The organism is Clostridium sp. CCUG 7971 (assembly GCF_017590215.1).
Classification (GTDB): Bacteria; Bacillota; Clostridia; order Peptostreptococcales; family Peptostreptococcaceae; genus Faecalimicrobium.
In genome coordinates this window covers 1-19,002 of the sequence record NZ_JAFFPK010000133.1, presented here as the reverse complement: position 1 = coordinate 19,002, position 19,002 = coordinate 1, and the positions used below count along the sequence as shown (strand labels likewise).

Sequence of the window (19,002 nt, the reverse complement as noted above, 5' to 3'; positions counted from 1 at the left end):
TTCTTATGTATTCCTATAACTATTTAAAAACCGTAAACATGTAGCTTAACATAAAAGCTGATATTCCAGCAAATATAAAAGTACTCCCTGCATGTTTAGATTTTTCTAAATCTTCTATTTGTTTATTTGTTAAATTTTCTTTCTTTATAGAAACTTTATATGAAGTTCTTAAAATAATTCCTAATACTATAAAAAATATTGCTAAAATCTTTAACATAGTAATCTTCCCCTATTTCTAAAGTTCATAATTGTTTATGTATTTTACGATTAATAAGAACTTTAAGTATCATTAAGCTAATTCTAAAGCAATCTCCATCATTTTAGTAAATGCTACTTGTCTATCATGAGCTGAACATTCTTCTCCTGTAAATGGACAATCTGATATTGTAAGTATAGCTAAAGCATTAACTCCTGCTCTAGCAGCATTCATATAAAGACCTGCTGCTTCCATTTCTACACAAAGTACTCCCATTTTTTGCCACTTACCAAGTCCACCTTCTAGCCCTCTATCTGAATAAAATACGTCGTTTGAAAGTATATTACCTACAGTTACCTTCGTTCCTTGTTCTTTAGCTACATCTATTGCTTTTTGCATTAGTTCATAACTTGCTATCGGAGCATAAGTTCCTGGTAAATCAAATTGAGCTGCATAATTTGAATCTGTACAAGCACCCATTCCAATTACTACATCATGTAAATTTAAATCTGTACTTATGGCTCCTGCTGAACCTATTCTTACTAAATTTTTAACTCCATAAAAATGTATAAGCTCATATGAATATATTCCGATTGAAGGTATTCCCATTCCTGAACCTTGAACAGAGATTTTCTTTCCTTTATAATATCCAGTATATCCAAACATACCTCTTACTGTATTATATTGAACCACATCTTCTAAAAATGTTTCTGCTATAAACTTAGCTCTTAATGGATCTCCTGGTAATAGCACAGTTTCTGCTATATCTCCTATTTTTGCATTATTATGTGGTGTTGGTGTAGTCATATTTTGTTCCTCCTTAATTTGTAAAAAATCATATAATATCACTAGATATTATGCCACATAAAATAAATTTTTAATAAAACTTTATTTTATATGGAAATTTTTTGTTTCTATGATAGTATACTATAAATATATGTAGATTTTCAAAATATATTTTCCCAAAACTAAACTTTACATCCTAAAAATTGTATTAGCAAAATATGTTATAAACCTGCTTTATTTTGGGATTTGGAGGGGATTTTTTGACCAATAATTATAAGCGGACTAAAGATACTCAATTAATTGCTTTGTTAGTACTAATACCAATGCTAATATTTAGTTTTTATCTTTCTGTAAAATTTAAAAATAACACAATGAATGAAGATACTGTACAATCTATTCAATATAATAAAAAATAAAAGGTGGTTATTAGTCACCTTTTATTTTTTATTAATTATTAACTTTTATTTCATATTTTATTTCTACTCTTCTTGATGCATCTTTATTTACACTACCATCCTTATTTTTTACAAGTTCAGCCTCAGATCTTCCTATAGCTTCTATGTCTTTCATAACTTTATCTTTATACTTATAATCTCCTATTTCATCACTAACAATGAACTTTGCAACGCTAAACGCACGTTTTTGAGATAAATCTAAATTATATAAATAACTCCCTACATCGTCTGTATGGCCTTTTATAACTATTTTAGATATATTATCCCCATAATCTTTATAAATTGTTTCTATGTACTTTGGAATAAATATTTTTAGCATTTCTTTCGCTTCAGATTTTAACTCTGATTTATCTACATCAAACATAGTTTTTTCACCAAATGTTATTTGGCCAGTTATCTTATCTACATCCACAGGTATTCCATTTGCTTTTAGAGTTTCCTCTACTGATGTGCCCACATTTTTTGCTAACTCTTTTTCAACAGATCCTGCAATTGATTCAGAACTAAATAGCATAAGCATAACAACCATTAATACAGTTGAAATCATATCTGTGAAAGTAGGCCAAAAACTACTTTTTTCAAATTCTCTATTTATAGTCCTCCTATATTTATTTACCATTTCTATCATCTCCAATTAACTTTCTTCTAAACTTATTGTATGATTTTTTAGATGCTGATGTTTTACTTGGGTATTTGTTTGAAGATTTTATTATTTCATTTGATTCATTTGTTTTTTCCATGTCGTAAATTTCTTCACCTGAGTATTTTTTATAATTATCATTTTGCATAGCGTTAATTGTCGAAGCTTCTTTGTAGATGTCTATATAGTCAAATATCATATTTAATTTTTGTTCAATGTCTTGAGAAGATATAGCAATTACAGAAGCTAAGTGTTTTACTGTCGTATCTAAATTTACTTGTTCTTCATTAAGATCTCCTTGATTTTTTATTATTTTATTTTCATGTTCTACTAATTTATTAAGTAAGTCTTGAGCGCTTCTTTCATATAGTGCAAAGTTTGCTGATAAAGTTCTTAAATAGTCTTTCATCTTAAGCTGATTTACATTTGATTCAGAAATATTTTTAGAAGTTTCTTTTATATCTAATAATATTTCTTTATTTATTTCACTTTGATTGTCATAAGTATCAAATAATTTCGTAAATTTCATATTCATTATACTAAATTGTTTGTCTAGTTTTCTAACGTTTTGATCAAATATTTTGATAGAGTTTTGAGAACCATCTAATAATTCTTTCAAAGTTTCTATTCCATTTATAAATTCACTATTAAATTCAGTTAAATCTTTTGATATTTGATCAAATCTTTCTATTGATTTTATTGATATACTTATTTCCTTTATAGAGCTTTTTACATCTTCTATTTTATTATCTATGTCTTGTGATTTTTGATGGGTAATCTCTGATGTTAGTAAATTTTCCATTTTTAACATTAATTGAATTAGTATATGCTCACAATCATGATATCCTATTATTAAGTTTAGTATAATTGAGCATACTATACCAAATATACTTGTTATAAATGCAGTTTGCATACTGCTTATAGTCTCAGGAAGGGAATTTATTATGTCACTAGTATTAATACTTAAAAGCATCATGGAAAGCCCTATAAATGTACCTAACACTCCTAATAAAATGCATGTAGATGAAGCGTTTTTTATTCGCTTTATTTTATCTAATACAAACCTATTTTTAAATTTTAAGCTTGCACAGATTTCTTCAATAAATGAAGCTATATTTATATCTGCATGTGAGTTTTCTAATATGTATAAAGAATATTTATTTTTTATATCCGAATATAATAAACTTATCTTATAATTTTCATTAAGCCTTATAAGATCTTCGCTTATAAAGTTATATAAGTTTTTATTTAGTATTATATTTATTACTGAATACAATACAATTACTATTAAAAATGCTATAGTTATAGAATTAATGATTATATTATTCAATTTTATACCACTCCCCTTTTTATTATTTATACATATAATTTATATGTTTAATATAATATTAAAATACAAAAAAATATGAAGTAACCTAAAATTTCACAGTTACCTCATATTACTATATTTACTTACCTACATTTATTAAGTTATGGGTTTTATCTATAAAAGTTTCTAGATAACTAAGATAATATTTTTATTGTAGGGAGTTTTTTATAGTGTACTAAATAATATGATAAATATATGCATAGTGTTACTCCTATATTATTATAAATTAAAATGTTTCTTAATATAAATTAAAACCATTTAAATTTCAATGATTTATAAAAAGTAAATTTTTCAAAGTGCCACTTTTTACCACTAAGAACGTTTGTTCTATTGTATAAAATATGCCACTTTCCTAACTTTCTAATCTATATTTTTATAGAAAATTTATAAGTTATTAATATTTTAATAAGCTACTTAAAAAATGACTAAATTTTTCTATGTATACATTAATCTTACTTGTAAATTAGAACTATTATAAATATTTTTTAATAATATATAGTATAGTAGAGGAGGTGCTCTGTAAATGGTATTATTCTCAGTTTTAACACTATTTATTGTTATTTTTTCTATTTTAATAGTTCCTGGAATAGTGGGGATTCTTTTTACGCTATATGGATTCTATTTAATCATTAAAGGAAATAAAAAAGATTGTATAAAAAGTTTGAAGACCGGGTTAATTTTAATACTAATTGGTATAATTGCTTTTATAGCTTTTAGATTTGATGTAAGACTTGAAATAGAGCATTCTAACAATCAACTAATTGAAGAATATAATATTACTATATAATAAACAAAATCCAGTACTAAATTTAGTACTGGATTTTATTTATATCTTATCAAAATATGCCTTACTACCTTTAGTGTCCATTTCAACTATTAATTTAGAAGGTATTCTTTCCTTTAACTCATTAACATGAGATATTACACCTATTATTCTACCATTATCCTGAAGTTCCATTAGTGTATCAATTGCATTATCTAATGATTCAGAATCAAGAGTACCGAAACCTTCATCTATAAACATTGTATCTAACCTAATTCCTCCAGAATTATGTTGAACAGTATCGGAAAGTCCAAGTGCTAGAGCTAACGATGCCTTAAAGCTTTCTCCTCCAGATAAGGTATTAACTGGTCTTGACTTACAAGTATGACTATCATATACATCAAGGTCTAACCCTTTTCTTCCTCCACCTTTATTTTCCTCTCTTCTTAATAAGTAATATCTCTTTGAAGTCATTGACTGTAACCTTTTATTAGCTTCTATTATTACATCTTCAAAGTAACTAGACAGCACAAAAGTTTCAAATGATACTTTATTTTGACTACTTCCATTTGCAAGTTTAGATAAATCTGCAACTAGTTTATATTGATCTTCTTTTTCTTTAATGGAATTATAATCTTTTTTAATTTTAATTAATATCTTTTCATTATCTACTATATTTAAGTTTAATTCTTTAATTTTACTATCTAAAGCTTCTTTATTAGTTTCTAATACATTTAATTCGTCTTTTAAATTATCTAAATTAACAATTGCTAAACCGACTAATTCCTTAGATAGGTTTTCTACTGTTCTTATAGATACAGTTAACTCTTCATTATACTTATTTATTTCTTTATCTAAGTTGTCAATTATATTTTCATCTATTTTAGATAAATTGTATTCTTCTAAGCTAGAGAAGTTCTCTTTAACTAAATTTTCAAATTTTAATTTAAGTAACTCTAACTTAGATAAAGTATTATCTAAGTTATTTTTTAAATTGTCTAAACCACTCTGTATTGTTATTTTTTTCTTAGATATTTCATCATAGTTATTTCTTACTGATTTTATATACGATTCTCTATCATTTAACTCTTTGCTTAAAGTATTTATATCTAAATTTAAGACTTCTAAACTATGATATTTTTGAGGAACTCTTTTTAATATTTCATTGTATGAATTTTGCTCACCTATTAAAGTATCACTTATTTTTTTTACTTCAAATTCTATTTTTATAAGTTCATCTTTACGTATTTTTAATTTCTCTTTCTTATCATTTAGATCTTTTATTTCTTTTTCCAACAAGATAATATTGGCTTCTAAAGTTTTCAACTTAGTACTTGTTTCATCTATTTTTAACTTTATTTCTTTTCCTTTTGGTAACACTGTGTTTGTATAATCTAAAACTTTATCATCATTGGTAAATATTTTTTCATTTACAAGTTCTATAAACATTTCTTTTATATATGTTTTCAATCCATTTAGTTTAGATTGTAAATCATTTTTCTTTTTAGTTAAAATCTCTTTTTCTTTTTCTTTAGAATTTATAGATTTTTTTAATTCATCTAAGTCTTTTTTAGTGGGTACGTCATCATTAGCAGTCCTTTTGTTAGGATGAGATGTTGATCCACATACAGGACATTCACATCCTTCTTTAAGATGCTTAGCTAGCCTTATAGCTTCCCCATTTATAAATAGGTCTATCTTTACCTGTTCTTGCTCTTTTAGTTTATTTATTTCTTTTTCTAAATTTTCTTCTTTTATAGTGTCTTTACCAAGCTCAGAATAATAAGTATTATAATCCTTAGCATAGTTATATAAATTTAAAAGCTTATCTCTAAGAATAACATAGTTTTTATTAATATTCTCAAGTTCTATCTTTTCTTGCTTACATTTAAAAAGTTCCTCTTGTTTGTTTATAAATGTATCAATTTCTTTTTCTAAATTTTCACATTCAAATTTATAAGAATTTTGCTTTTTTTCTATTTCTTCTTTATTTTTCGTTAACTTAGATATGTTATTAGCCTTTAAATCTATATCATTAACATCTTTTATATAGTTCATTAAATTATTTAAATCTATATTAAGCTTTTCTTTTTCTTTCTGTTTCTCTTCTATTTGATCATACATTTGAGTTATTTTATCTAATTCAACTAAACACCTATCTAGTTCTTCTTGTGTTATCTTTATAGTATTTTTAAGTCTTTTTCTTTCTTCATCTTCTTTTAAATAATTTTCTTCATGAACTAGTATATCTAAAGCTTTTTTATATTTTTTTAGACTTTCACATTTAATTTTAAATTCATTTTCTTTTTGTTTTAAATTATTTAATCTGATTTCTTCAGCTTCTTTAGCATTAAATTTATCATTTATTACTGTTGATTTATTTATTTTATCATTTTTATTTTTAATATCTAAGTTTAAATCTTCTATAATTTTTACATTTTCATTTTTTACTAGTTTTTCTTCTTCTATATATTCAGATAGCTTATCTATTATTTTTGAATGAAGTTCATCATTTTTAATCATATTATAAAGTTCAGAATCTTGACTACACTTTACTACCTTTAGTATAGAGTTTATATCATTTCTTATATGTTCAACATCTTTACTAAGAACGGTAGTTTCTTCAGAGAGTCTTTCTTGAACTTTTTTATATATATCTGTTCCAAATATTTTTCTAAGTATCTCTTCTTTTACAGAAGTATTTGCATATAAAAATTCTCTAAAATCTCCTTGAGGTATCATTACTATTTTTCTAAACTGTTCTACATTTAATCCTATTACAGACAATACCTTTTCATTTACATCTTTATCTTTTGTAAGTGGTGCATTATCACTATCTAATTCTTTAAATTCTACACTAGCACTATCTTCAACTTCTTTATTTCCTCTTTTACTTTTTCTTTTTTGCTTAGGGCTTCTTTTTATAAAGTATTCTTTATTTCTAACCGAGAAAGTAAATTCAACTTCTGTCTTATCCCCATCAATTCCTACAAAATCACTTCTAAGTTGCTCTCCATTTCTTTTATTGCCGCTAGTTTGACCATATAGTGCATAACATATAGCATCAAATATAGTAGTTTTACCACTTCCTGTAGGTCCTGTTATAACAAATATATTTTGATTTTTTAAATCTTCCTTAAAATTTAAAGTAGTAGTTTTTGCATATGGTCCAAAAGCTGTTATTTTTAAAGATACAGGTTTCATATTAAAACTCTTCCCCCTTTACATCATTTATAACTTTGTTTACTATTTTCATACCTTCTTTACTTAAATCTTCTTTCATATGATATCTATAAAAATCACTAAATAGCTCATCCATTGATTTGGATTGTCTTTCACTTGATGTAAGAGGCGATTGAGTCATATTACCTATTATTCTTTTTATTTCAAGTAACATAATATTTGGGTACACTTGTCTAAGTTTTGACATAGGCTCTATAAGTTCCCCTTGATCTGTTAATATAACTCTTATATAATTATTTTTTATACTTTCATCTATATTCTCTAATAAATCTTCTAAATTACCTTCTAATGTTTTCATATCTCTTATTGGAATCAATGGTAATAATTCACACTTTATTTCTTTATTTTTATCTATATCTATCATAGTTATTGATTTATCATAGTTTTCTTCAGAAAATGAGTATTTTAAAAGTGAACCTGAGTATCTTATTCTATTTCCGCCTATACCTTGGCATCTATGCAAATGTCCTAAGGCTACATAATCAAAATTATTAAATAAGCTTGACTCAACATACTCTTTTCCTCCTATAACCAACATTTTTTCTGAGTCACTAGTTTCAGGATTTTCTCCACCTGTGACATAAGCATGCGTTATAAGAATATTTCTTTCATTAATATTTATCTCTTTATCTATCTCATGTATTATAGATTTCATAGCATCATTTAAGGATTTAATATCTTTGTTATTTAATTCATCACGCACTACAGCATAATCCGCAAAAGGAACTAAATAGAAGTTTACATGTCCATGCTCATCTTTTAATGATATTTTTTTTATATCTCTCCTAAAATTCCCCTCTATATATAGACCTGTCTTTTCAAATATTTCTTTACCAAATCCGATCAAATCTGCTCCATCATGGTTACCTGCAATAGCGAGTATCGGAGTTTTTAGTTCTAGCAATACATCCCTTAAAAACTCATTAAACAAAGATATAGCCTTAGCAGGAGGCACACTCCTATCATATATATCTCCAGCAAGTATTAAAACATCTGGTTTATATTCTTTTATCTTATCTTTTACTTGCTTTAATACAAATTCTTGATCTTCTATCATAGAAAATCCATTTACTACTTTTCCTATATGTAAATCTCCTAAATGGAATAATTTCATTATTTCACCTCATTATATTTTTATAGTACATATTTTATCATATGCTCTTTAAAAATTCACTTTTATCCTACATCTTATATTAAAAATATAAATAATTAGTATTAAATAACAAAATAATAGTATTATTTATATTATGCTATAATTTAATAAGCAATTATTTGAGTTGGAGGTATATTATGGAATTAACAAAAGAACAATTAATGATAGCAAAAGGCCATGGATTTTTACCACTTAAAGATGGAGTTCATTTTTCATGTAGAGTAATAATACCTGCAGGTCATATAACAAAAGAACAGTCTAATAAAATAAGTGAAATATGCGATAAGTATGGTAAATCTTACTACACACTTACCCAAAGGCTAGATATTGAAATACCATTTATAAAATATGAAGATATAGAATCTGTAAAAAACGAACTTAAAAGCATCGGACTTGAAAATGGTGGTACAGGTAAAAGAGTAAGACCAATACATACATGTAAAGGAACTGTCTGTAAATTTGGATTAATAGATACTGAAAAAATCACTAATGAAATGCATAAAAGATTTTATAAAGGGTATTATGACACAGTCCTTCCAAATAAAATAAGATTAGGAGTTGGTGGATGTAAAAATAGTTGTCCAAAAGCTCAACTTTCGTGTATTGGAGTTATAGGCAAAAAACTAAATCAAGTGATAATAACCATTGGTGGTACATTTGGTACGAGCAAGATTATAGGTAAAGAACTTAAAGGTGTTTATACTCCAGAAGAAGCTTTAGATATAGTTGAAAGAGGTATAATTTTTTATAAAAATAATGGCATTGATGGTGAAAGATTTTTCAAAATGGTTGACAGACTTGGATTTGATACAGTACAAGATGCTATCCTTAACAAATAGCTCCTTATTTTTGACATAGTTTATTTTAATTTATAAGTAAAAATAGGATGGCAAATAACCATCCTATTTTTACTATTTTATATTAATTATTATTTTATCATCTTCTCCGGTAATAACAATTGTGCATCCACTATAAATGTCTCCTGAGATTATCTTTTTAGCAATCATTGTTTCTAAAGTATTTCCTATATATCTTTTAAGTGGTCTAGCTCCATATACAGGGTCATATCCTTCTCTAGCCATTATATCTTTTGCAGAGTCAGTAACTTCTATATTTATATTTTTATCTTTTAATCTATTTTCTAAATCTTTCATAAATATGTCTATTATACGTTTTATACCTTCTTTATCTAAAGGTTTAAACATTATAATATCATCTACTCTATTTAAGAACTCTGGTTTAAATTTATATTTCATTTCTTCCATTACAAGTTCTTTAGTTTCTTCTGTGATGTTTTCTCCAGCTTCTAGTAAATAGTGGCTTCCTATATTAGATGTCATTATTATAAGGGTATTTTTAAAATCTACTGTTTTACCTTTATTATCAGTAAGTCTTCCATCATCTAATATTTGTAAAAATAAGTTAAATACATCTTCATGAGCTTTTTCTATTTCATCAAATAAAATAACTGAGTATGGATTTCTTCTTACTGCTTCCGTAAGTTGCCCTCCTTCTTCATATCCAACATATCCTGGAGGAGGTCCTATAAGTCTAGATACTGCGTGTTTTTCCATATACTCAGACATATCTATTCTTATTATATTTTCTTCACTATCAAATAAATTACGAGCTAAAGTTTTTGCAAGTTCTGTTTTACCAACTCCTGTTGGACCTAAGAATATAAATGAACCAATTGGTTTTTTCTCATCTTTAAGACCTGCACGAGCACGGATAACTGCATTTGAAACTGCTGTAACAGCTTCATCTTGACCTATAACTCTTTTATGAAGTTCATCCTCTAATTTAAGTAACTTTTCTCGTTCTCCTTCTACTAGTTTAGTAACTGGAATACCAGTCCATTTTGCAACAATTTGAGATATTTCATTTTCAGTTACTTCTTCTTTAAGTAAAGCATTATCATAGCTATTTTGCATTTTTTCTTCATGATGTTTTATTTGTTCTTCTAATTTTGGTATAATCCCATATTTAACTTCAGCTGCTTTATTAAAATCATATTCTCTTTCATATTTCTCAACATTTCCTTTTGCTTCATCAAGTTGTGATTTTAAATCTCTTATTTCTAGTATTTGACTCTTTTCTTTCTCGTATTTAGCGGTCATCTCGTCGTTTTTCGATTTAAGTTCTGATATTTCTTTAGTTATTATATCAAGTCTTTGTCTACTTTTTTCATCATTTTCTTTAAGTAAAGCTTCTCTTTCAGTTTCAAGTGTAAATAACTTTCTTCTAACTATATCAAGTTCTGTAGGTAGAGAATCTATTTCACTTCTTATCATAGCTCCAGCTTCATCTATTAAATCTATTGCCTTGTCAGGTAAAAATCTATCCTGAATATATCTATCAGAAAGTTTTGCAGCAGCAACTATTGCGCTGTCATGAATTCTTATTCCATGATGGATTTCGAATCTTTCCTTAAGTCCACGAAGTATAGATACTGTATCAGAAACGCTAGGTTCTTCTGCTATAACAGGTTGGAAACGTCTTTCTAATGCCTTGTCTTTTTCTATATACTGTCTATATTCGTCAAATGTAGTAGCACCAATACAGTTAAGTTCTCCACGTGCAAGCATAGGTTTTATTAAATTTCCTGCATCCATAGCACCTTCTGTCTTTCCTGCACCTACTATAGTGTGAATTTCATCTATAAACAGTATTATCTTACCATCTGAACTTTGCACTTCTTTAAGTACTGCTTTTAGTCTTTCTTCAAATTCTCCTCTATACTTTGCCCCGGCAATTAAAGAACCCATATCTAAAGAAAATATTATTTTATCCTTAAGACCTTCTGGAACATCTCCTCTTATTATTCTCTCAGCTAAACCTTCAACAATGGCTGTTTTACCAACGCCTGGCTCACCTATTAAAACTGGATTATTTTTAGTTCTTCTTGATAAAATTCTTATTACTCTTCTTATTTCTTCATCTCTTCCTATTACAGGATCTAGTTTATGTTTTTTAGCAAGTTCAACTAAGTTGGTACCATAACGAGCTAAAGCCTCGTAAGTACCTTCCGGATCTTGAGTCTCGACTCTTTGACTTCCTCGAACTTGTGATAGTACATTTAAGAAATTGTTTTTATTTATATTGTATTGTTTTAATATTTTCCCGATAGATGTACTCGTTTCCATATCTATAATTGCAAGCATTACATGTTCAACACTTATGTATGCATCTTTAAATTCTTTAGATATTTCCTCGGCTTTTATTAAAACTTCATTTATTCTTCTTGTAGCGACAACTCCTTGAGAACTTATACCTTCTCCATGTATTTGAGGAAGTTTACTTAGTTCTGAGTCGATACTTGACTTTAATGATTCAACTGATATATTCATTTTTTCTAGTATATTTGGTATAAGACCATCTTCTTGATTAACAAGAGCACTAAAAAGATGAATAACATCAACTTGTTGATTATGATTTTTCACAGCGATGCTATAAGCATCATTTAAGCTTTTTTGAACTCTTACAGTCATTTTTTCTATATCCATAAAAATACCTCCCTTTAAATTATGTCCCAAGAAATAATTATTACATATATACAATATATGAACTTTTCTTGAATCTTAATATTTTTAATAATGTTTTAAACTACAATTTACACTATGAAAATATAAATTATTACATTTTTTAGTAGTTATTTTTATAATTTTGTTTTATTTTATAAAAAATTATATACCTTTAAATTATTTTGTCAATAGTAAATTTATTGTATAAATTTTGGTATTTCATCTTTAGGTATTTCACCTTCTATAGATAAGTAATAATGTCTTATCGGTTTTAGATTATTATCTAATTCATATATTAAAGGTGTCCCAGTTGGAATATTTAGATTTGCAATTCCATCACTACTCATATTGTCTAAATACTTAACTAAAGCTCTTAGTGTGTTTCCATGAGCTGATATTATAATTTTTTTATTATTTTTCAAATTAGGTACTATTAAATTATTCCATTCTTCAAGAACTCTCTTTTCTGTATCCTCTAAGTTTTCAGTAAGAGGAATTTGTTCTGTACTAAGATTAGCATATTTAACTTCATTTCCTGGATACCTTTTATCTTCTCGTGTTATTGGAGGAGGAGCTATATTTACAGATCTTCTCCAATTATACACTTGATTTTCACCATATAACTTTGCTGTTTCTTCTTTATTTAATCCTTGTAACGCTCCATAATGTCTTTCATTAAATTTCCAGCACTTATGAACTGGTATCCACATAAGATCCATTTCATGTAATACAATCCACAGAGTTCTTATAGATCTTTTAAGAACTGATGTATAAGCTATGTCAAATGTAAAGCCATGTTCTTTAAGAATTTTTCCAGCCTTTCTAGCTTCAATTAATCCATTTTCAGATAAATCTACATCACGCCATCCTGTAAATCTATTTTCTAGATTCCATAAGCTTTGACCATGCCTTATTAAAACTATTTTTTTCAATATAACATCTCCTTCCCTAATAATCTTAATGATTTTATTATGATTTGTTTGTGCAATTTATATTCAAAAAGGATTTATACAATATATATTGCATAAATCCTTTTTAAATTATATCTATTTATGACAATCATTTAATAAATATAAAAATACAGCTCCTAAAATTATGTTTACTTGACTAGATTTTCTATTTCCTGTTTTACACCAATTAGCAAAGTGCTCACAGTTATTTAAAATAATATTAAAATCTTGTGAACCTATTTTACTTTTAGCTCTTTTTACTACTTCATCCGAAGAATAGTTTTTATTTTTAACTTGTTTAACCTTATAAGTTTCTTTACCATTTAGAAATCTTTCTATATCTGTAACTCTTACATACATTTTTCTTAAGAGTAAATCATCCTGTTTACCATCATAATGTATTATACAATTATCACTTAAATATATTCCAAAATGTTTATATAAAAGATGATTTACATATATGATATCTCCATAATTTGCTTTGGGCATTCATTTTACCTCCTTGGTTAAAGAGTAAACTTAATGTATAGTATGTATTTTGAGTAAAGATTTGTCCAAATAAAAATAATTTTCAAAAATAGTAAAAGTGTGCTACAAAATATAAATATCATAGCACACTTTTATATTATCTGATTCTTGAATATATTTTAAAAGTTAATAATCCTAATGTAAATAATACCGCACATAATCCTAATATAACCCCTATAAAAGGTATATAAATTAAAAATTTGACTACACATATACCAATTATGAGTTGCAAATATACATTATAGCTTTTTAATATAAATTTCCCAATTATTATACCTACAAGGATATGAGATAAATATATTAATAGTATATATAACATTAATAACAGTAATGAAATTGGAATTCCTATTATACTTATGCAAAGCAATAAAAATAATATAGGAAAGGCTATAAATACACATAAGCCAATTAATATATACTTGCCAAAATCTAGTGATATACTTTCAATACAATTATTAAAATAATTTTTAAACAAAACAAGTAATAAAAAGCCTATAACTATTGAACTCACAAAGCTTGTTATTATAGGTATAATTCTAAATGAATAATTACTTTCCTTAACTAATACTTTTTCATAATGTGCATTTTCTAAATTATGTTTACCATAAACAGTAGCTTCATTAGGTGATTTTACACTGATTTTTCCTAATAACTTAGCATCTTCACCTATAGTTATATTTTCACACTCAACATTTAAGTAATTATTAACAGTACCATCTATAATAACATTTTTAGCTTTTATATATAGTTCATTTGCTTGACCTTGAAATTTAAAGTCTTTCGAAGCTGCATATATAGCATTACTTTTGGTATCCTTACTTATATTAATATTTTGTGCAGCAGCAGTAATATTTTTAGTATCATCAACATTAATATAAAGGTCTTGACCTGCTAATCGAATATTGCCTTTTACCTCTTTTGAATTAACAGCTATTTGCTGACCTGCAGATATAATATCTCCTCCAACTATGTTATTTAGAGATATATCCTTAGCAAATGCATAAATATCTCCATAAACTTCATCATTGTTACTTATACTATCTCTAAATAAAAATAAATTAGATGAATTGTTTTTATCTTCCGCATATACATTTAACGAAAATATAAACATAATCATTATTACCAAAATAGATATATATCTTTTTTCAAAATATCTCCCCCTTTTATTATAAATTAATATATGCTATTAGAATAAAATAGATATATTTAGATTAAATTTATTGTCTTGTATTAAATTTATATTGTTAAAATTATTAAAAATTCAATAAATATAAAAAAACATCAAGCTTTCTAAAGCTGGATAGTTTTAATTTATATATATTTTATAAATTTTAAGTAACTAATTAAACTGATTTTAATAATATAATAATAGTTATGACAATATAGGGGGTGTCTGAATGTTAGAATCTTTACTTTTAGTATGTTCATTATGTATAGATACATTTGTAGCAAGTATCGCTTATGGCACAGACAAAATAAAGATACCTTTTTCTTCAGCTATGATAATAAATATTGTTTGTTCTTTATTCTTAGCTTTTTCTTTGTTTTTGGGGTCTATATTTAAAGATTTTTTAAATCCAAGTGTCGCTACTTCAGTAAGCTTTTGTCTTTTATTTTTGCTTGGTGTTTATAGATTATTTGAATCTTTTTTTAAAAAATATATTCAAAAATATTCAAATATTGGGGTTCCACTAACTTTTAAAGTATTTGACTTTAAATTTGTACTTGAGATTTATGCTGATGAAATAAAAGCAGATTATGATAAGTCTAAAGTTCTAAATTGTAAGGAGGCATTTTACTTAGCAGTTGCCTTATCACTTGATAGTTTAGCAGTTGGTTTCGGTAGCAGTCTTGGAAGTGTTAACTATGTTGAGGTTGTAATTTTATCTTTAGTTATAGGTTTATGTGCCTTATTACTTGGTAGCTATTTAGGTTCAAAATTTGCACAAAAAGCTAACGTAAATTTATCTTGGCTATCCGGTGCTATACTTATATTATTAGCTATTATAAGAGTAGTGTAAATAACTTAAGTTATGCATGTATAATAAAGAAAGTCTAGGAAAATATCCTAGACTTTTTATAATATATAGTTATACTTCATATCCAATCATTAAAAGTATGTCTTCTAATTTCTCTATATTTTCCTTATTACAACTTTCATGAAGATGTATGCATTTTTTTAAACTACTCTGATCATTTAATAGTTTATTTGCAAAAGACATACATGTAGCTTCACCACACTTTTTGCAATTTAATTTTGGTAACAGCTTATATAGCTCTATTGGGCTTGGAAGTTTATTCATTTCATATGATGGTTCTATATAATCTTTATCATTATATATTTTATTAATCATATTTTTAAGATAATCCATCATTTCATAAGCATCCGTTTCATTTATTAGCTTAGTTATTGTTAAGCTTTCTTTAAATATAGTTATTATTTTACCTTCATAAGTAAATGTTACATTTTGAGCTTTATTATTATATAAACATGATTTAATATAAGAATTTATATATGGAAATAACTCGGAAATTTCCCTTGATAAATCTGCTTTTATCCTAATTCTTGATGTATGTGTTGTACAAGGTTGTATGAATCTCAAGTCTATGGATTCTAAGTACATATTGTCCCCCCTTAATGTGTTAATTCTTAGAAATCTCTTTTAACGCTTTGATAAGTGTGTCTATTTCGTCTTTTTCATTGAAGTATCCGATTCCTATTCTAATAGTTCCCCTAGACTTTGTTCCTATTAGCTCATGAGCATTTGGTGAACAGTGAAGTCCTGATCTTACCATAATACTATATTTAGTATCCAATTCATAAGCTACTTCTTCAGGGATTTTATCTTTTATATTAAAAGATATTACACCTATTATTTTTTCACTATCTTTAGGTCCGTAAATTTCGATGTTATCTATATTATTAAGGTTTTTTAGTGTATACTCTATAAGTTCTTTTTCTTTATTATGTATATTTTTAATTCCTTCTTTATTTATAAATTTTATAGCTTCTCCAAGTCCAACTAGCCCACTTACATTTAAAGTTCCAGTTTCTAATTTATTTGGATAATAATTAGGTTGATATTCGTAGGCTGAGTCTCCACCTGTTCCACCTGATTTTAAAGGATTTATATTACCATCCCAGTTTATAATTAATCCACCGGTCCCCATTGGTCCAAGTAGACATTTATGACCTGTAAATGCTAATAAATCTATATTATCATTTTGAATATCTATAGGATAAGCTCCTGCTGTTTGAGCTGTATCTACTAAAAAAGGTATTTTATATTTTCTTGCCACGTTTCCTATTTCTTTTATCGGTTGGAGAGTTCCAAGTACATTAGATGCATGATTAAATATTATTAATTTTGTATTTTCTTGTATAGCATTTTCTATATCTTCAGGATTAGATAATCCTTCTTTATTAGCTTTAACCTTACTTATACTTATATTTCTATCTCTTTCTAATGTTTTTAAACATCTCCATACTGCATTATGTTCTAATGAACTTGTTATAACATGATCACCTTCATTTAAAATGCCCTTTATTGCAAGATTTAGCGACTCTGTAATGTTAGATGTAAATATTACATTTTTAGGATTATCAAAATTAAATAAAGATGCTATTGATTTTCTAGTCTCATAAATTAATCTATCTGATTGAATGGCTTTTTTATAAGAACCTCTACCTGATGTAGTTCCATTATTTATCATAAATTCATAAATTGATTTTGGAACACTCTCAGGTTTTATCATAGACGTAGCAGCGTTATCTAAATATATTTGCATAAAAATTCCCCCTATACCCCTATAAATCATATATTATAAATATTTAAATTTAATTTCATTTTCCAATACTTAATTTAATTATAGCATATTAAAACTTCTTAATGTATTTTACAGAATAAAAAGGTTGTCTATTATAACTATACTTATTTTATTTTCTTTAAATTCATATTAATATATTTAAAGTTTTTGAAATAGTTAACATATAGATATCTTTCATATTTTTCTATATATTAAATAAAGATTTAAAGTAAATAATATATAAGGTTAAAGATTTATATATTATTACAAAGAGAAAGAAGGATTTATTATGTCTAATATAAATGGTGTTGTTAAATGGTATAATCCTAAAAAAGGATATGGATTTATATGTGCAGATAATGGTGAAGATGTTTTTATTCATTATTCTAACATAAATGAAAATAATAATAAAAATTTAAATGAAGGCGAAGAAGTTAACTTTGAAATGGTATCAGCAGATAGAGGACTTTGTGCTTTTAATGTTAAGAGAGTTTGACAAAAATAAAAGGTATTAAAATACCTTTTATTTTTGTAGTGATTATCTCTACTAGGAGTTTATAGAGTAGCTATACTACTTTAACCTTTAATATATTTTACATATAATATATTAAAGGAATTTATAAAAATTCTATGTGAAATTTAATTCTTTTATAGGAACTACATTTTACAAATTTCAAATACTATTTTATAATTTGTAATATACATAAAACTATATAATTTAAGTTATATAGTAAGAAAGGATAGTAATATGAATAAAAAAACAGCTATAGTCACAGGTTCTTCTCGTGGTATAGGACGTGCAATTGCAATTTTATTTGCAGAATCTGGGTATAATGTAGTAATAAATTATAGTAAGTCTGAAAAAGAAGCTATGGAACTTTATACTGATTTAAAAAATAAAGGTCTATATGTTAAATTATTTAAAGCAGATGTATCTAAAAAACATGAAGTGAACTTACTAGTAAACTATTGCATTGGTGAATTTGGTCGCATTGATGTTTTAGTTAATAATGCAGGAATAAGTCAAGACAAATTATTCACTGATATAACTGATGAAGACTGGACAAATATGATGAATATTAACTTAAATGGTGTTTTTTATTGTACTCAAAAAGCGCTTCAGTACATGATACCTGAAATGAGCGGTAAAATAATAAATATTTCTTCAATATGGGGAATGGTGGGTGGATCTTATGAGGTTCATTATTCAACTTCAAAAGCTGCAATAATTGGTATGACAAAAGCTCTTGCTAAAGAACTTGGCCCTTCTAACATTCAAGTTAATTGTATAGCTCCAGGAGTTATACAAACTGATATGATAAACAATGTTAGCGATGAAATTTTAGACGTACTAAAAGATGAAACTCCTTTAATGAGACTTGGTACTCCTGAAGATATTGCAAACGTAGCTCTTTTCTTAGCTGATGATAAATCTAACTTTATAACAGGTCAGATAATTAGTCCAAATGGTGGATTTGTAATTTAAAATTAAAAGCTTATAAATAGTTAAAACTATTTATAAGCTTTTAATTTTATTAATTATAAATATAATTTTTTATATGTTTTAAGAAAATCATTTGCTAAGCTA

Annotated in this window: 18 protein-coding genes; 6 read left to right on the top strand and 12 right to left on the bottom strand. The window is 26.1% G+C overall.

Annotation, left to right across the window (positions count from 1 at the left end; translation table 11 throughout):
- Nucleotides 1–19 precede the first annotated feature (19 nt).
- Nucleotides 20–217, bottom strand: coding sequence for a hypothetical protein (locus JWF52_RS15805; RefSeq protein ID WP_208334496.1), 198 nt, complete (start codon nt 215–217; stop codon nt 20–22).
- 72 nt (nt 218–289) lie between these two features.
- Nucleotides 290–1,003 (bottom strand): purine-nucleoside phosphorylase, encoded by a 714-nt coding sequence (gene deoD, locus JWF52_RS15800; RefSeq protein WP_208334495.1) that lies wholly within the window; start codon nt 1,001–1,003, stop codon nt 290–292.
- A gap of 239 nt (nt 1,004–1,242) precedes the next feature.
- Here deoD and JWF52_RS15795 point away from each other — a divergent pair, with 239 nt between their 5' ends.
- Nucleotides 1,243–1,398 (top strand): hypothetical protein, encoded by a 156-nt coding sequence (locus tag JWF52_RS15795; protein ID WP_208334494.1) that lies wholly within the window; start codon nt 1,243–1,245, stop codon nt 1,396–1,398.
- A 31-nt stretch (nt 1,399–1,429) separates the two neighbouring features.
- Here JWF52_RS15795 and JWF52_RS15790 read toward each other — a convergent pair whose 3' ends face one another.
- Nucleotides 1,430–2,056: an OmpA family protein gene (locus tag JWF52_RS15790; RefSeq protein WP_208334493.1), complete on the bottom strand. Its 627-nt coding sequence runs from the start codon at nt 2,054–2,056 to the stop codon at nt 1,430–1,432.
- On the bottom strand, nt 2,046–3,407 hold the full coding sequence (locus JWF52_RS15785; protein ID WP_208334492.1) for a MotA/TolQ/ExbB proton channel family protein: 1,362 nt from the start codon (nt 3,405–3,407) through the stop codon (nt 2,046–2,048). Before JWF52_RS15785 ends, JWF52_RS15790 begins: the two co-directional genes overlap by 11 nt.
- Nucleotides 3,408–3,969: 562 nt before the next feature.
- Between JWF52_RS15785 and JWF52_RS15780 the strand changes: the two genes are divergently transcribed.
- Nucleotides 3,970–4,233 carry a hypothetical protein gene (locus tag JWF52_RS15780; protein WP_208334491.1) on the top strand — a complete coding sequence of 88 codons (264 nt, stop codon included), beginning with the start codon at nt 3,970–3,972 and terminating at the stop codon, nt 4,231–4,233.
- Nucleotides 4,234–4,272: 39 nt separating this feature from the next.
- Here the strand turns inward: JWF52_RS15780 and JWF52_RS15775 are convergent, their stop codons facing one another.
- Complete coding sequence (locus JWF52_RS15775) at nt 4,273–7,413, bottom strand: AAA family ATPase (RefSeq protein ID WP_208334490.1); 3,141 nt, start codon at nt 7,411–7,413, stop codon at nt 4,273–4,275.
- A 1-nt stretch (nt 7,414) separates the two neighbouring features.
- Nucleotides 7,415–8,566 (bottom strand): exonuclease SbcCD subunit D, encoded by a 1,152-nt coding sequence (locus tag JWF52_RS15770; RefSeq protein WP_208334489.1) that lies wholly within the window; start codon nt 8,564–8,566, stop codon nt 7,415–7,417.
- 176 nt (nt 8,567–8,742) lie between these two features.
- On the opposite strand from JWF52_RS15770, the gene JWF52_RS15765 reads away from it, so the two are divergent.
- Entirely contained in the window at nt 8,743–9,444 is a 702-nt protein-coding gene (locus JWF52_RS15765) for a ferredoxin-like domain-containing protein (RefSeq protein ID WP_208334488.1), read from the top strand.
- Between the two features lie 72 nt (nt 9,445–9,516).
- On the opposite strand, the gene clpB is transcribed toward JWF52_RS15765, so the two are convergent.
- From clpB to JWF52_RS15745, 4 genes are all read right to left on the bottom strand, one after another.
- Complete coding sequence (gene clpB, locus JWF52_RS15760; protein ID WP_208334487.1) at nt 9,517–12,111, bottom strand: ATP-dependent chaperone ClpB; 2,595 nt, start codon at nt 12,109–12,111, stop codon at nt 9,517–9,519.
- Nucleotides 12,112–12,326: 215 nt separating this feature from the next.
- Nucleotides 12,327–13,061 carry a 2,3-diphosphoglycerate-dependent phosphoglycerate mutase gene (gpmA, locus tag JWF52_RS15755; RefSeq protein ID WP_208334486.1) on the bottom strand — a complete coding sequence of 245 codons (735 nt, stop codon included), beginning with the start codon at nt 13,059–13,061 and terminating at the stop codon, nt 12,327–12,329.
- Between the two features lie 114 nt (nt 13,062–13,175).
- Entirely contained in the window at nt 13,176–13,568 is a 393-nt protein-coding gene (locus JWF52_RS15750; RefSeq protein WP_208334485.1) for a lecithin retinol acyltransferase family protein, read from the bottom strand.
- A 136-nt stretch (nt 13,569–13,704) separates the two neighbouring features.
- Nucleotides 13,705–14,724, bottom strand: coding sequence for a DUF8173 domain-containing protein (locus tag JWF52_RS15745; protein WP_502711266.1), 1,020 nt, complete (start codon nt 14,722–14,724; stop codon nt 13,705–13,707).
- Nucleotides 14,725–15,004: 280 nt separating this feature from the next.
- Here JWF52_RS15745 and ytaF point away from each other — a divergent pair, with 280 nt between their 5' ends.
- The gene (ytaF, locus tag JWF52_RS15740) at nt 15,005–15,628 is read left to right on the top strand and encodes a sporulation membrane protein YtaF (RefSeq protein ID WP_208334483.1); all 624 of its coding nucleotides are present in this window, start codon (nt 15,005–15,007) and stop codon (nt 15,626–15,628) included.
- Nucleotides 15,629–15,697: 69 nt separating this feature from the next.
- Here the strand turns inward: ytaF and JWF52_RS15735 are convergent, their stop codons facing one another.
- Entirely contained in the window at nt 15,698–16,231 is a 534-nt protein-coding gene (locus JWF52_RS15735) for a (Fe-S)-binding protein (protein ID WP_208334482.1), read from the bottom strand.
- Between the two features lie 19 nt (nt 16,232–16,250).
- A complete protein-coding gene (locus JWF52_RS15730) occupies nt 16,251–17,396 on the bottom strand; it encodes an aminotransferase class V-fold PLP-dependent enzyme (RefSeq protein ID WP_208334481.1) in 1,146 nt (381 codons plus the stop codon).
- Between the two features lie 307 nt (nt 17,397–17,703).
- Here JWF52_RS15730 and JWF52_RS15725 point away from each other — a divergent pair, with 307 nt between their 5' ends.
- Both JWF52_RS15725 and ymfI read left to right on the top strand, forming a co-directional pair.
- Nucleotides 17,704–17,910: a cold-shock protein gene (locus tag JWF52_RS15725; protein WP_208334480.1), complete on the top strand. Its 207-nt coding sequence runs from the start codon at nt 17,704–17,706 to the stop codon at nt 17,908–17,910.
- 252 nt (nt 17,911–18,162) lie between these two features.
- Complete coding sequence (gene ymfI, locus JWF52_RS15720) at nt 18,163–18,900, top strand: elongation factor P 5-aminopentanone reductase (protein ID WP_208334479.1); 738 nt, start codon at nt 18,163–18,165, stop codon at nt 18,898–18,900.
- Nucleotides 18,901–19,002 lie beyond the last annotated feature (102 nt).